Raw genomic sequence first — 13,982 nt, forward strand, 5'->3', positions numbered from 1 at the left:
GGGACGAAACTTATCTCTCCAACCAGCCAGCCAGTTCGCGACGGGCCAGATCTTCATACAGATTAATAGCGTCCGAAGACGCGTTCAAACAACTCAAATGGACAAAATTATTACCGCCGGAAGCGATAAAGTCCTCTTTACCGCGAATGGCGATTTCCTCTAGGGTTTCCAGGCAGTCCGCCGAAAATCCGGGGGTCAGGACAGCAACATTCCGGACATTTTCGGAAGGGAGCTGGCGCAGCACCTCATCCGTCGCCGGACCCAGCCATTTCGCAGAGCCAAAACGCGATTGAAAGGTGACGCGCACCTCCCGCCCCAATGCCTCGCCCAGCAGCCTTGCGCTATCGACGCATTGGTCGCGATAGGGATCGCCCAATTGCCTTGTGCGCTCCGGCATGCCGTGGAAGCTGGCGATCAGCAGGTCCGGCGCGAAATCCAGCGAGGCGAGTTGCGCCTGCGTCGATGCGCGCAGCGCCTCGATATAAGCCGGATCGACATGATAGGGCGGCAGCGTGCGGATCGCCGGTTGCGCCCGCATCTTTGCGAGCGCGGCATAGGCGGCGTCGAGCGCACTGGCCGTCGTCGCCGCGCAATATTGGGGATAAAGCGGTGCCAGAAGGATGCGATTGCACCCGGCGGCGACCATGGCTTCCAGCCGCGCGCCGACCGCCGGATTACCATAGCGCATCGCCCAATCCACCATCACGTCCGGACCCATCCGTTCCTGCATGGCGTGGGCGGTATCGCGCGTGTAAACCGCGAGCGGTCCCCCCTCCTTCATCCAGACCTGGCGATAGGCATGGGCGGATTTCCTGGGACGCGTCAGCAGGATCGGGCCGCGCAATATCGGCTGCCACAGCAATGGCGGGATTTCCACGACGCGGCGGTCGGACAGGAATTCGGCAAGATAGCGCCGCACCGACGCAGGGTCCGGGCCATCGGGCGTGCCGAGATTGATAAGGAGCAGGCCGATCTTGCCCACAGGCTTCACCCTTCCATCAGCAGGGGCACGGTGCGGAAACGCCGCCCGGCGGTGGTGAACAGTGCATTGGCGACAGCGGGCGCCACCAGCGGGGCGCCGAGATCGGTCAGCCCGGCGGGGGGCGCGGTGCTGCGCACCAGTTCAACGGTAACCTCTCCCACATCGCCGAGGCGGGGCAGGTCCATGCGGCCCAGAATCGCCCGCGTCGGCATGCCCTTCGCATAGGGGACGGACGCACCCATGGCGAAGGCCAGGCCGTGGATCAGGCCGCTTTCGACCTGCTGTCTGGCGACGTCGGGATTGATCTGCTCCCCCCCATCAACGGCAGCGATGATCCGCGACACCTGGAGCTTGCCCTCGGCTATGCCCGCCTCCACCATGACGGCGATGAAGGCGCCGTTCATCACATGCGCCGCCAGCCCCTGCCCGCTTCCCTCTATGCCGCCCTGCCAGCCGCCCATCGCGCCCACCGTGGTCAGGCAATGTGCGAGCCGGGGATTGCCGCCCAGCATCTGGATGCGGAAGGACATCGCCTCCATCTGCGCCTGATGGGCAAGTTCGTCCATGAAGCTTTCGGTGAAGAAAGCGCCGTGCAGATGCGCGTTGCCGCGCGCGAACCCCAGGGGCAGGCCGACATCGGCCGGAAAGTGATCCACCGCCCAATTGGGCACGGCATAGGGCAGTTCCATGCCCGCCACCGCCAGCCGGGTGGACGTGCCGGCGGCATCGGCGCTGGCTTCATATGCGGGTTTGCCATGGGCGATGCGCGCCCATGTCTGGGTCATGGCGCAGGGGGCGGCAACCTTCGCCGACCAGCCTTCGACCGCTCCGTTGCGACCCAGCTTGCCCGCCATGCGCGCATGGGCGGGGGCGCTGGGCCGGTCCTGGATCACATCCTCGAGCCGGGACCAGAGCAGTTGCACGGGACGCCCCATTTCGCGGGAAAGCAGCGCGGCTTGCACGCCCGCGTCGAAGTCCATACGGCGTCCATAGCCCCCGCCGGCATGCAGCGGGTATAGCGTTACCGCCTGCGCCGGCAGCCCCAGCGCGCGGGCGATGGCGGCGCGCGCCAGGCCGGGCGCCTGCGTCGCCATCCACACCTCCGCGCTGTCCTCGCTGATCCGGGCGGTGGCGCACATCGGCTCCGGCGCCAGGTGCAGCCCTGGAGCCACCCTATATTCACTGGCGAGGATGGTCGCATCCTCGAACAGCGGCCCCAGATCACCCTGCGCGTAGAGCCGTTCGCCGGAACCGGAAAAGGCCTGCTCCAGCGTTGCCTGGATCCCGGCACTGTCCACCGGCTTGCCGGACAGCGCGAAGAGGGGATCGGCCAGGTCCAGCGCCCTGTTTGCCGCCCACCAGTTGCTGGCCACCACCGCGACCCAGCGTTCCTGCCGCACCAGCTTCAGGAATCCGGTGACGGATTTCGCCGTCCGCTCATTGACGCTTTTCAGGACGGCGTCGCCGATGGGACCCTGGCGGATGGAGGCGAAGACCATGTCGGGCAGGCGGATGTCGGCCGCGAAATTATGGCTGCCGTCGATCTTGGACGGGGTGTCGAGCCGTGGCAGTTCCTGCCCCGCCAGCCGGTCCACCTCCGACTGGCGGAAGGGCAGGATCTCAGGCAGGTCGTAGGTGGCCGCATCCTCCACCACCTCGCCCAGCTTCAATCTGCGCTGTCCGCCGTCGGAAATGATGCCGTTCTGGATATCGCAGCTTTCCCAGGCGACGTCCCAGCGGGCCGCCGCCGCCTTGCACAGCAGAACCCGCGCCGCCGCCCCCGCCTCCCGATAGGCCTGGTGGAACATCGGGATCGACGTGCCCGCTCCGGTCAGCATCAGGGCGCGGCGGATCGCATATTGGTCGATGGTCCATTCGCCCGCTCCGCCCGCCAGCCGGCTCCAGTCACTGGCCAGCCATTCGCGCGCCAGCAGGACATTGGCATAGAGCGGGCCGATCGGCGCGCTCTGCACCCCGACGGTTCGCCAGTCCGCCCCCAGTTCGTCCGCCAGTATCTGCGGCAGCAGGGTGGTGACGCCCTGCCCCATCTCCGTCTGCGGCACGATCACGACCACCTGGCCGGTCCGGTCGATCTTCAGGAATGCGTTGAAGGCCGTCTCACCCGGCGCGGTGTTGAGATTGGGGCGATAGGATCGGGGCCATACCGCCCATGCCAGCAAAAGCCCCGCCGTCGCGCCCCCGCCGACAAGCAGGCTGCGCCGGTTCAAGCCCCTTTTCGTCTGCTGACCCTGCTTCCGCGGTGCGCGCCCCATGAAACCGCTGATAAAGAGGCTTGGAAGCTCTGCAAAGCCCTATTGCGCGCCTGCCGAACGGTTCGTGACCGGGTCGAGCCGGAGGCGGCGTATCTCGATCGCGGGACAGCGATCCATGACCACCTTGAGTCCCGCCGCCTCCGCCCTGGCGGCGGCCGCCTCATTGATCACGGCCAGTTGCATCCAGACGGCCTTGGCCCCGGCGGCTATGGCATCGTCCACCGCATCCCCCGCCGCCTCGCTGCGGCGGAAGATGTCGACCATGTCGATCGGCACGCCGATGTCCGACAGGCTGGCCCAGACGAATTCGCCATGGACATGCTCGCCGGCGATCTGCGGATTGACCGGCAGCACGCGATAACCGTGATCCTGCAGCGTCTTCATCACGCCATAGCTCGGCCGGTCGGGCCGGTCGGAAATCCCGACCAGCGCTATGGTGCGGGTTTCGTTCAACAGATCAGCTATGTCCTGCGCGTCGGTAAGCGGCATGCAGCGGTCCTCCATATTTACCATGACATGGGAAGGACGCGGGAGGGACGCAAGCCGTTCCCCCAACCACGGGCGAGGCTTAAGAGCCCGCCCTGCCCTCCAGCCAGGCCGCAACCTTCTCCGCAATGGCGCGGAAGGTGGCGCCGTACCCATCCGCGTCGGCCGCAGGAGGATCGCCCGCATCGGAGCGGCGACGAATGTCGATGGCCAGCGGAATGCGCCCCAGGAAGGGCATGCCCATCTCCCCGGCGGCGGCTTCCGCACCGCCCTGCCCGAAGGGATCGGACATTTCCCCGCAATGGGGACAGGCATAGCCGGCCATATTCTCGACCAGACCGATGATCGGCACCTGCGTCTGTTCGAACAGGCTCACCGCCCGGACCGCGTCGATCAGCGCGAGATCCTGGGGCGTGGAGACGATGACGGCGCCGACCGGCTTGTGCTTCTGCACCATCGAAAGCTGGACGTCGCCCGTGCCCGGCGGCATGTCGACGATCAACAGTTCCACATCGCCCCAATCCGCCTCGATCAGCTGGGCCAGGGCATTGCCCGCCATCGGCCCGCGCCAGGCCAGCGCCTTTCCGGGTTCGACCAGATGTCCCATGGACAGCATCGGAATGCCGAGGGGGCTTTGCACCGGGATAAGCTGCTTGTCCCGCGCCTGCGGTTTCCTGTCCTCGCTCGCCATCAGGCGCGCCTGCGAGGGGCCGTAAATGTCGGCGTCGACCAGTCCGACCTTCACCCCCAGCCGCCGCAGCGCGACCGCAAGATTGGCCGAGAGGGTCGATTTGCCGACCCCGCCCTTGCCCGATGCGACGGCAACGATCCTCAGCGGCTTGCGCTCGGCCGTCATGGCGATGCGCACATCATCGACGCCGGGCACGGCCAGCCCGCCCTCGCGGATCGCGGCGGCCACCGCATCACGCTGCTCGGGCGACAGGCCCGCCACGTCCAGCGCCAGCGACATCACCCCGTCCTTGAGGCGCGGCGCGCTGGCGCGGCCGTCGGTCAGCGTTTTCAGGCGGGCGGCGAAATCTTCAAGCTGAGTCATGGCAGGCCATCTAGGGAATTTCCTCATCGGACGAAACCGGCAGGCGGCCGTTTTTCTTCGCCACCGACATCATTCGAAACAATAATCGTTGCGATGGGCACTGTTTTTCGCCGGAGAGCCTACCTATAGAGAGGGCATGAAGAGATTTTTCGGGTGGATACCGGACATAGCGAACGCCATGGTCCAGGGTCCGTGGGGCGGCAAGGGCGACGGCCCGGACGGCAGTGACGGCCAGGGCAAGGGCGACGAAGGCAAGGGGCGCGATGGACCGCGCAACCCCTGGACCCAGCCGGGACGCCCCGGCGCCAAGGGCCCTTCGGCGATCGAGGAACTGCTCCGCCGCAGCAAGGAAAGCTTCGGCCAGGGCGGCGGCGGCTTCGGCAATCTGCCGCCACGCCCGTCCGGCAAGGCACTGTGGCCCGCCGCCATCGGCATATTGGTGGTGCTGTGGCTGGTCCTGACCTGTTTCCACCGCGTGGGTCCGCAGGAGCGCGGCGTCGTCACCCTGCTGGGCAAATACAGCCGTACCCTCTCCCCCGGCATCAGCCTGACGCTGCCCGCGCCGCTGGAGAATGTGACGACCGTGGATGTCGAGGAAATCCGCACCATAGACATCGGTTCGACCCGGGCAGAGAGCGAGAATCTGGTCCTGACCGGCGACCAGAACATCATCGACCTCGCCTATTCGGTGCGCTGGAACATCCGCAGCCCGGAACTTTACCTGTTCCAGCTTTCCGACCCGGACTCATCCGTGCGTGAAGTCGCCGAAAGCGCCATGCGCTCCGTCGTCGCCAGCGTCAGCCTGGAGGATGCGCTGGGCGCCGGTCGTACCGAGATCGAGCAGCAGGTCGAGCAGCGGATGCAGGAAATATTGGACGGCTACCGTTCCGGCATCCGGGTGCAGGGCGTCGCGATCAAGCAGGCCGATCCGCCGACCGCCGTCAACGACGCGTTCAAGGCGGTGTCCGCGGCGCAGCAGACGGCGCAGACCTATCTCAACGAAGCCCGCGCCGCCGCGCAGCAGGTGACCGCCAAGGCGCAGGGTGAAGCCGCCGCCTTCGACAAGGTCTATGAGCAGTACAGGCTCGCGCCCGACGTCACCCGCCGCCGCATGTATTATGAAACCATGGAGGGTGTTCTGTCGAACGTCGACAAGACCATCGTCGAAAGCGGCAATGTCACGCCCTATCTGCCCCTTCCCGAACTCAAGCGCCGGGCGCAGGGCACTGCCGCGCAGGGCAGCGCGACCGTGGAGGGCCAGTGATGCAGAACCTTGTCCGCCATCCCGTCGCGCTGGCGCTGCTCGCCATCGCCGCGCTGCTGCTGATCGGCAGCACCATCGCCATCGTGCCCGAAACCAAGCAGGGCGTGATCGTGCGTTTTGGCGATCCCAAGAAGATCATCAACCGTTATCGCCCGAACGAGGATTTCGGCAAGACCGGCGCGGGCATCATCCTGCGCTGGCCGTTCATCGACCAGGTCGTCTGGATCGACAAGCGCGTCCTGTCGGTGGAGATGGAGCGGCAGCAGGTGCTTTCCACCGACCAGTTGCGCCTCCAGGTCGACGCCTTCGCCCGGTACCGCATCGTCGATCCGCTGCGCATGTACATCGCGGCGGGCAGCGAAGACCGGGTGTCGGACGCGCTGCGCCCGATTCTGGGCTCCGCGCTGCGCAACGAACTGGGCAAGCGGCCTTTCGCGGCGCTGCTCTCCCCTGAACGGGGCCAGGTGATGGACAATATCGAGGCGGGCCTTAATCGCGTCGCCCGGCAATATGGCGCGCAGATCGTCGATGTGCGGATCAAGCGCGCCGACCTGCCCGACGGCGCGCCGCTGGAAAGCGCGTTCACCCGCATGCGCACGGCGCGGGAGCAGGAAGCGCTCACCATCCGCGCCCAGGGCGCGAAGCAGGCGCAGATCATCCGCGCCGAAGCGGATGCCAACGCCGCCCGCATCTATTCGGAAAGCTTCGGCAAGGACGCCCAATTCTATGATTTCTATCGCGCCATGCAGGCCTATCGCTATACTTTCGCTCCGGACCGGCAGGGGTCGACCACGATGGTCCTTTCCCGGGACAATGATTTCCTGAAGCAGTTCCAGGGACACTGATTTCATTACGGAACCAGCGTCATTCAATGAGGGTTAAGGCTAGGCGGCGCATCCCGCTCATCGCAGAGTCCCGCCTTTCCTTCGCCAAGTTCATGAGAGGACCGTCACGAGTGCGTTACGCTTATGCCATTACCGGCGCCCTGCTGCTCGGCGGCACCGCCATAGCCGTTACCTCCAGCCCGAATGTCGGCGCGCAGATCGCCCAGAATGAGGGCATGCAAGCCGCTGCGCCGGCCGGCGCCCCGGCGAGCCTGGCCGACATGGTCGAAAAGCTGCAACCGGCGGTGGTCAACATTTCCACCAAGCAGCGCGTCCAGGTGCAGAACCCCTTTGCCGGCACGCCCTTTGGCGACCTGTTCGGCGCTCCGGGCGGAAAGCCCCAGACCCGACAGGCGCAATCGCTGGGGTCGGGCTTCATCATTTCGGCTGACGGCTATATCGTCACCAACAACCATGTGGTGTCGGCCGGAGCGGAAGGCGCGAGCGTCGATTCCATCACCGTCACGCTGACCAACAGCGAGGAATATCCCGCCAAGCTGGTGGGCCGCGACCCCGCGACCGACATCGCCGTGCTCAAGATCGAGCCGAAGAAGGCCCTGCCCTTCGTCAAGTTCGGCGACAGCACCAAGGCGCGCGTCGGTGACTGGGTGATCGCCATCGGCAATCCCTTCGCCCTGTCGGGCACGGTGACGGCCGGCATCATCTCCGCCGTGCATCGCGGCACCGGGGGCACCTACGACAAGTTCATCCAGACCGACGCGTCGATCAACCAGGGCAATAGCGGCGGCCCGATGTTCGACATGCGCGGCAATGTGATCGGCATCAACAGCCAGATCCTCTCGCCCTCCGGCGGCAATGTCGGCATCGGCTTCGCCATTCCTTCGGAACAGGCGGCACCCATTGTGGACACCCTGCGCAAGGGCCAGGCCGTCAAGCGCGGCTATCTGGGTATCCAGATCAGCCCTCTGGGCGAGGATCTGGCCGATTCCCTGGGTCTCGCCAAGAATCGCGGTGAGTTCGTCCAGGGCGTGGAGCCGGGCAAGGGCGCCGACAAGGCCGGGATCAAGGCGGGCGACGTGATCGTCAGCGTCGCGGGCCAGGAAGTGACGCCGGACCAGAACCTGTCCTCCATCGTGGCTTCCCAGCCGATCGGCGCGCGCGTCCCCATCGTGCTGCTGCGTAACGGCCAGCGCCAGTCGGTGACGGCGGTCGTGGGCGAACGCCCGTCGGAAGACGAACTCAACGCCTTCGCCCAGAGCCAGGACGATGATTTCAGCCAGCAGCCGGACAACCCGTCCAGCAACGGGCAGGCCAGCCAGCAGTCGCTCGGCATTTCGGCCATTCCGCTGACCTCGACCATCATCCGCCAGCTCGGCATCGCGGCCGATACGCGGGGAATCGTGATCACCGCCGTCGACGGTTCGACCGATGCGGGCGCCAAGGGGCTGCGGCGCGGCGATGTCATCATCACCGCGAACAACCGCCCCGTCGCCACCCAGGCGGAACTCGACGCGCAGGTGAAGGCGGTGTCGGCGCAAGGCCGCAGCGCGATCCTGCTTCAGGTGCTGCGGCGCGGCCAGCCGGCCGTGTTCCTGCCGGTGCGGCTGCGCGACAAATAAGGCGCGCACCGCCCGTCGGGCAAAGAACTGAAAACCAGCCGATCGTTACGGGTCGCGCTTGCCGGAAGGGCTGCCTCGCCTCTACAAAGGGACGGCAGACTCCGGTGGGCGCGACCCGTCACCTTTTGGGAGAATGACGCGAAATGAGCGACGGCATCTTCATCGGCCTTGGCGCGCCGGACAAGGACGGCGGCATCCCCCAGACGCTGAACCTGCGCCGGGCCAACCGCCACGGGCTGATCGCCGGCGCGACCGGCACGGGCAAGACCGTGACGCTCCAGGGCATTGCCGAGGGCTTCTCCGCGCAGGGCGTCCCTGTTTTCCTCGCCGATGTGAAGGGCGACCTGGCGGGCATTTCCATGGCCGGTTCCCCCACCGCGAAAAATGCCGATAAGCTGGTCGCCCGCGCCCGGGAAATCGGCATCGACAATTACAGCTATGCCGACAACCCCGCCATCTTCTGGGATCTGTATGGCGAACAGGGACATCCCATCCGCACCACCGTCAGCGAAATGGGACCGCTGCTGCTTTCCCGCCTGATGGACCTCAACGAGACACAGGAGGGCGTGCTTTCCATCGCCTTCAAATATGCCGATGAGGAAGGGCTGCTGCTGCTCGACCTGGGCGACCTGCAGGCGATGCTGACCTATTGCGCCGAAAATGCCGACAGCCTCTCCGCCCGCTACGGCAATGTGACCAAGGCCAGCGTCGGCGCGATCCAGCGGCAATTGCTTCAGCTTGATGCGCAGGGCGGCGATCATTTCTTCGGCGAGCCGGCGCTCGACATTCACGACATGCTGAAGGTCGACGAGAAAGGGCGCGGCTATGTGAACATCCTGGCCGCCGACAAGCTGATGCAGAGCCCCAAGCTCTACGCCACCTTTCTGCTCTGGCTGCTTTCCGAACTGTTCGAGACGCTGCCCGAAGTGGGCGATCCGGACAAGCCGGTGCTCGTCTTCTTCTTCGACGAGGCCCATCTCCTCTTCGACGATGCGCCCAAGGCGCTGACCGACAAGATCGAGCAGGTCGTGCGCCTGATCCGCTCCAAGGGCGTGGGCGTCTATTTCGTGACGCAGAACCCGATCGACATTCCGGAGGATGTCGCGGGCCAGCTCGGCAACCGGGTGCAGCACGCCCTGCGCGCCTTCACCCCCCGCGACCAGAAGGCGATCAAGGCAGCGGCGGATACCTTCCGCGTCAATCCGGACCTGAACGTCGAAACCGCGATCACCGAACTCAAGGTAGGGGAGGCACTGGTGTCGCTGCTGCAGGAGGACGGATCGCCCGGCATCGTCCAGCGCACATTGATTGCGCCGCCCCGCTCGCGCCTTGGCCCGCTCGATGCGAAGGAACGGGCGATCATCCAATCCATATCCCCCTGCGCCGGCAAATATGACATGTCGGTCAACCGCGAATCCGCAGAGGAGATCCTTGCCGCGAAAGGTCAGGCCGCTGTCGCCGCGGCACAGGCCGCCAAGGCCCAGGCCGAAGCCGACAGGGCCGCCGCCGCGCAGGCCAAGGTCGAGGCCAAACAGCGCGAGGCTGAACTCAAGGAACAGGCCCGGCAGGACGCCGCCGCCGCGCGCGAAGCCGCCAGGCCATCATCCTTCGACAAAGCGATCCAGTCCGCCACCCGCTCGGCCGCCTCATCGGTCGGGCGTCAGGTCGCCAATGAACTGGGCCGCGCGGTCTTTGGCGGGTCGAGCCGCAGGTCGGGCGGAATTGCGGGGCAACTGGTGCGCGGCATCCTGGGCAGCCTGTTCAAATAAGCGGGGGAGAAACATCATGCGAGAGACGATCATCTTCACCATGCGCGCGAGTGCCGTGGCCATGAGCGCACTGGGCCTGGCACTGACCTTGCCCGTGCGCGCGCAGGATTATCGCGACCTCCACCGCGCTGCGGACGCCGCGATCGCCAGCGATATCGCCCGCGACCGCCAGGCCGAGCGCGACGCAAGGCGCCAACCCTATGTTTCGCCCGGCTACGGACCGATCCGGACAGCGACGGCAGCACGCAATGCCTGCGCCGCCAAGGCGCGGGAGGAAGCCGGGCCAGGCGCCAGGATCCTGGGACGGATCGCCGCCAGCACCATGTCGACCGGATGGGAAGTCGAAGGCGAGGTCCGCCCATCTGGCGACAGCGGCGCCGTGCCCTTCGTGTGCTCGGTCCGCAATGGTTCGGTGAGCGGCATCCTGCTGCAGCCGGATCGCTGAAGAACCCTTACCGGGCTGGCTGATTTGGGTGGAGAGCGAGCCGGCAGCTTTCATTGCGATAATGCCGCAAGGTAACATTCGTTAACCTCTCCTTTTTTTGGTTATAAGATAGAATTTCGTTAGAAATATTGTGGACGAAAGCCGGCATGGGAATACGATCTACATTTCACTATTCCATGCTCGCCTTTGCTTTTTTGTTGCCCCTGTCGGGATGCTCAATCGGAGAAACTCGATTCAGCTATAGAATAACAACAGAAATATACGTTAATGGCCATAAGTTTTCTGGATCAGCAGTTAGACGGGTTTCCTTGCGAGAGATGTCGGGTCCGATGGCAACCGCTCCTTATCGTGCAAGGATGCATGGCGAAGCTGTTGTCATAGACATGGGACGATTAGGTAAAGCATTTACGTTGCTCTACCGGGCTGAGCCTGATGAGGGGCTGACATATGGTGACGGATGTACCGGAGATGCTGTAACCAACTATATCATTGCGCGTATGAAGCGTAATGCAGGTTGTTCAAATGCGGCCGAACATATTGAACATTTCAAGAATAGCAAAATAGCCCTTGAATTTTATGGAGAAACCACCCCTACTACAGTCAAGTTCACCAATTTGGATCATCCGGAATCGATAGATTATTTGAACAAAACCTTCAAAATACGTTATTTTATTTCCACATCAGAAGCTGACGTGACACACAGAATATTCTCCGACATCCCTTGGCTTCATCGCTTATTTAAAAAGCGGTTGGACGGTGGGGTATTAGTGCCTGCAGGGTCAAATCCCCTTTCATCCATCATTGGAGGTGAGGAATTTAGCACCGAACCTCCTTCCAATCAGCAACCTTGAACGCGCTTTTGGGGCAGAGGCTTCCGCCGGTGGACGTCCACAAATGATCCAAACCTCCCGTCCCAACGCCCTCCACGCCGCCTAAAGCCAAGCCTTCACCGCCCCAAATATTGCTGCGCCTTTCCGTTGTCGCTGTGGTTGCGGGGATCATTGTGCAAGCGCTAAGGAGAGCGCATGCGAAGTCCCTCCATTCCCGTCCATCCCCTGCGCTTCGGCAATTTTCGGGCTTATCTGCTGGGTCGGCTGACGGCCGTGCTGGCGCAATATGGCATGATGATCGTGCTGGCCTGGCAAGCCTATAATGTCGCGCGCGAGACGATGAGCACGGGCGCGGCTTCCGCGCAGCTTGGCCTGATCGGGCTGGCCCAGTTCCTGCCGCTCTTCTTCCTGACTCCCGTGACGGGCTGGGTGGCCGACCATTTCGACCGCCGCATGATTACCCGCTGCACCCTGTTTCTGCTGGTGCTGGCGTCGGGAACCCTGGCCTTTGCGACTTATCAGGGCTGGGTCAGCCTGCCGCTGATCTTCGGCATCGCGGCGATCGTCGGTGTTGCCCGCGCCTTCAACGGCCCGGCCTACAGTGCGCTCGCCCCCAATCTGGTGCCCCGCGAGGTGCTGCCCAACGCCATCGCCATTTCAAGCGTCGTCTGGCAGACGGGGATGATCGCCGGTCCGGCGCTGGGCGGCTATGCCTATGCCATGCAGCCCTGGGGCGCCTATGCGATGGCGTCGGGCCTGTACGCTGTCGCCCTGCTCTGCATGCTGCTGATCGGTCCTGTTCCCCAGCCGCCCCGCGATGCCACCCGCCACCCGGTGCGCCAGATGATCGACGGCCTGACCTATGTCCGCACCAACCGGCTGGTGCTGGCGACCATCACGCTTGACCTGTTCGCCGTGCTGCTGGCCGGCGCGACCGCCTTGCTGCCGGTCTATGCCCGCGACATATTGCATGTCGGATCGGCGGGCCTGGGCCATCTTGCCGCCTCGCCCGGCATCGGCGCGGGCGTCACCGCGCTCTTCTTTTCCTTTCGCCCGATGAAGACGGAGGTCGGGCTCAAGATGCTGGGCGCGGTCATCCTGTTCGGCATCGCCACCATCATCTTCGGTTCCACCGCCTTCCTGCCGCGCGCCATTGCGCCGGAAGTCGGGATCGGTGCGCTGATCCTGCTGGGATCGGCTGACATGGTGTCGGTCTATGTCCGCCAATCGCTGATCCAGCTCCACACGCCCGACCAGATGCGCGGCCGCGTGTCCAGCCTGTCGCAACTCACCATTTCCGCCTCCAATGAACTGGGCGAGGCCGAGTCCGGCTTTCTTGCCGCGCTGGTCGGCCCGGTCGCGGCGGTGATCAGCGGCGGCATCGGCGCCATAATGATCACGCTTATCTGGGCGAAGCTCTTTCCAGAACTCCGCCTTGCCCGTACCTTCGACCCACCCGAAACAAGGGCGGCCGAGCCCACGCAGGAGAAAGTGCAATGAAGGCATCCAGTATCTTGGAAACCATCGGCAACACGCCGCATATCCGCGTCAACCGGCTGTTCGGCGACGCCGAAGTCTGGATCAAGTCCGAACGCTCCAACCCTGGCGGATCGATCAAGGACCGAATCGCCCTCGCCATGATCGAAGCGGCCGAGGCGTCGGGCGACCTGAAACCGGGCGGCACCATCATCGAGCCGACGTCCGGCAACACCGGTGTCGGACTGGCCATGGTGGCGGCGGTCAAGGGGTACAAGCTGATCCTCGTCATGCCAGAGAGCATGAGCCTGGAACGCCGCCGGCTGATGCTGGCCTATGGCGCCAGCTTCGACCTGACGCCGCGTGAGAAGGGCATGAAGGGCGCGATCGAGCGCGCGCTGGAGCTGGTCGACCAGACGCCCAATAGCTGGATGCCCCAGCAGTTCGAGAATCCGGCGAACATCGACGTGCATGTGCGCACCACCGCGCAGGAAATCGCCACGGATTTCGTCGACGCGCCGCTTGACGCGCTGATCACGGGCGTCGGCACCGGCGGCCATATCACGGGCGTCGCGCAGGTACTGAAACAGCTTTGGCCCCACCTCAAGGTCTATGCTGTCGAGCCGACCCTGTCCCATGTCATCAGCGGCGGGCAGCCCGGCCCGCACCCGATCCAGGGCATCGGCGCGGGCTTCATCCCGGCGAACCTCCATACCCAGTTGCTGGATGGCGTGATCCAGGTCGATCCCGCCGACGCCAAGGAGTTCGCCCGCCGCGCCGCGCGGGAGGAAGGCGTGCTGGTCGGCATTTCGTCCGGCGCGACACTGGCCGCCATTCACCAGAAGCTGCCGGAACTGCCGGCGGGCAGCCGCGTTCTGGGCTTCAATTATGACACCGGCGAACGCTATCTGTCGGTGCCCGACTTCCTGCCCGAATAAA

The 13,982-nt window shown here is 64.8% G+C and carries 12 protein-coding genes; 8 read left to right on the forward strand and 4 right to left on the reverse strand.

Annotation, left to right across the window (positions count from 1 at the left end; translation table 11 throughout):
• Positions 1-10: 10 nt before the first annotated feature.
• The 4 genes from hemH to MRBLMC3_RS17675 form a co-directional block, all read right to left on the reverse strand.
• Positions 11-982, reverse strand: coding sequence for a ferrochelatase (gene hemH / locus MRBLMC3_RS17660; protein ID WP_363830912.1), 972 nt, complete (start codon positions 980-982; stop codon positions 11-13).
• A 5-nt stretch (positions 983-987) separates the two neighbouring features.
• Entirely contained in the window at positions 988-3,255 is a 2,268-nt protein-coding gene (locus MRBLMC3_RS17665; RefSeq protein ID WP_363830915.1) for a molybdopterin cofactor-binding domain-containing protein, read from the reverse strand.
• Positions 3,256-3,294: 39 nt separating this feature from the next.
• Positions 3,295-3,744 (reverse strand): CoA-binding protein, encoded by a 450-nt coding sequence (locus MRBLMC3_RS17670; protein ID WP_363739476.1) that lies wholly within the window; start codon positions 3,742-3,744, stop codon positions 3,295-3,297.
• Positions 3,745-3,823: 79 nt separating this feature from the next.
• On the reverse strand, positions 3,824-4,597 hold the full coding sequence (locus tag MRBLMC3_RS17675; protein ID WP_414714667.1) for an Mrp/NBP35 family ATP-binding protein: 774 nt from the start codon (positions 4,595-4,597) through the stop codon (positions 3,824-3,826).
• Positions 4,598-4,931: 334 nt separating this feature from the next.
• Here MRBLMC3_RS17675 and hflK point away from each other — a divergent pair, with 334 nt between their 5' ends.
• The 8 genes from hflK (at position 4,932) to cysK (ending at position 13,981) form a co-directional block, all read left to right on the forward strand.
• A complete protein-coding gene (gene hflK / locus MRBLMC3_RS17680; RefSeq protein ID WP_363830918.1) occupies positions 4,932-6,059 on the forward strand; it encodes an FtsH protease activity modulator HflK in 1,128 nt (375 codons plus the stop codon).
• Positions 6,059-6,904 carry a protease modulator HflC gene (gene hflC, locus MRBLMC3_RS17685; RefSeq protein ID WP_363739470.1) on the forward strand — a complete coding sequence of 282 codons (846 nt, stop codon included), beginning with the start codon at positions 6,059-6,061 and terminating at the stop codon, positions 6,902-6,904. Before hflK ends, hflC begins: the two co-directional genes overlap by 1 nt.
• A gap of 110 nt (positions 6,905-7,014) precedes the next feature.
• The gene (locus tag MRBLMC3_RS17690) at positions 7,015-8,523 is read left to right on the forward strand and encodes a Do family serine endopeptidase (RefSeq protein WP_363739468.1); all 1,509 of its coding nucleotides are present in this window, start codon (positions 7,015-7,017) and stop codon (positions 8,521-8,523) included.
• Positions 8,524-8,666: 143 nt separating this feature from the next.
• The gene (locus tag MRBLMC3_RS17695; protein ID WP_363830921.1) at positions 8,667-10,292 is read left to right on the forward strand and encodes a helicase HerA-like domain-containing protein; all 1,626 of its coding nucleotides are present in this window, start codon (positions 8,667-8,669) and stop codon (positions 10,290-10,292) included.
• A 16-nt stretch (positions 10,293-10,308) separates the two neighbouring features.
• Complete coding sequence (locus MRBLMC3_RS17700) at positions 10,309-10,737, forward strand: hypothetical protein (protein WP_363830924.1); 429 nt, start codon at positions 10,309-10,311, stop codon at positions 10,735-10,737.
• A 329-nt stretch (positions 10,738-11,066) separates the two neighbouring features.
• The gene (locus MRBLMC3_RS17705) at positions 11,067-11,588 is read left to right on the forward strand and encodes a hypothetical protein (RefSeq protein ID WP_363739462.1); all 522 of its coding nucleotides are present in this window, start codon (positions 11,067-11,069) and stop codon (positions 11,586-11,588) included.
• A 174-nt stretch (positions 11,589-11,762) separates the two neighbouring features.
• Entirely contained in the window at positions 11,763-13,067 is a 1,305-nt protein-coding gene (locus tag MRBLMC3_RS17710; protein ID WP_363830928.1) for an MFS transporter, read from the forward strand.
• Positions 13,064-13,981 carry a cysteine synthase A gene (cysK, locus tag MRBLMC3_RS17715; protein WP_363739458.1) on the forward strand — a complete coding sequence of 306 codons (918 nt, stop codon included), beginning with the start codon at positions 13,064-13,066 and terminating at the stop codon, positions 13,979-13,981. Before MRBLMC3_RS17710 ends, cysK begins: the two co-directional genes overlap by 4 nt.
• The last annotated feature ends 1 nt before the right edge of the window (position 13,982 follow it).

It is taken from the genome of Sphingobium sp. LMC3-1-1.1 (assembly GCF_040676285.1).
Classification (GTDB): Bacteria; Pseudomonadota; Alphaproteobacteria; order Sphingomonadales; family Sphingomonadaceae; genus Sphingobium.

What these genes read in the sequence shown, in the direction of transcription:
- MRBLMC3_RS17665 (WP_363830915.1), bottom strand. Translation starts at nt 3,255, where the DNA reads ATGGGGCGCGCACCGCGGAAGCAGGGTCAGCAGACGAAAAGGGGCTTG.
- MRBLMC3_RS17670 (WP_363739476.1), bottom strand. Translation starts at nt 3,744, where the DNA reads ATGCCGCTTACCGACGCGCAGGACATAGCTGATCTGTTGAACGAAACC.
- MRBLMC3_RS17675 (WP_414714667.1), bottom strand. Translation starts at nt 4,597, where the DNA reads ATGACGGCCGAGCGCAAGCCGCTGAGGATCGTTGCCGTCGCATCGGGC.
- hflK (WP_363830918.1), top strand. Translation starts at nt 4,932, where the DNA reads ATGAAGAGATTTTTCGGGTGGATACCGGACATAGCGAACGCCATGGTC.
- hflC (WP_363739470.1), top strand. Translation starts at nt 6,059, where the DNA reads ATGCAGAACCTTGTCCGCCATCCCGTCGCGCTGGCGCTGCTCGCCATC.
- MRBLMC3_RS17695 (WP_363830921.1), top strand. Translation starts at nt 8,667, where the DNA reads ATGAGCGACGGCATCTTCATCGGCCTTGGCGCGCCGGACAAGGACGGC.
- MRBLMC3_RS17700 (WP_363830924.1), top strand. Translation starts at nt 10,309, where the DNA reads ATGCGAGAGACGATCATCTTCACCATGCGCGCGAGTGCCGTGGCCATG.
- MRBLMC3_RS17705 (WP_363739462.1), top strand. Translation starts at nt 11,067, where the DNA reads ATGGCAACCGCTCCTTATCGTGCAAGGATGCATGGCGAAGCTGTTGTC.
- MRBLMC3_RS17710 (WP_363830928.1), top strand. Translation starts at nt 11,763, where the DNA reads ATGCGAAGTCCCTCCATTCCCGTCCATCCCCTGCGCTTCGGCAATTTT.
- cysK (WP_363739458.1), top strand. Translation starts at nt 13,064, where the DNA reads ATGAAGGCATCCAGTATCTTGGAAACCATCGGCAACACGCCGCATATC.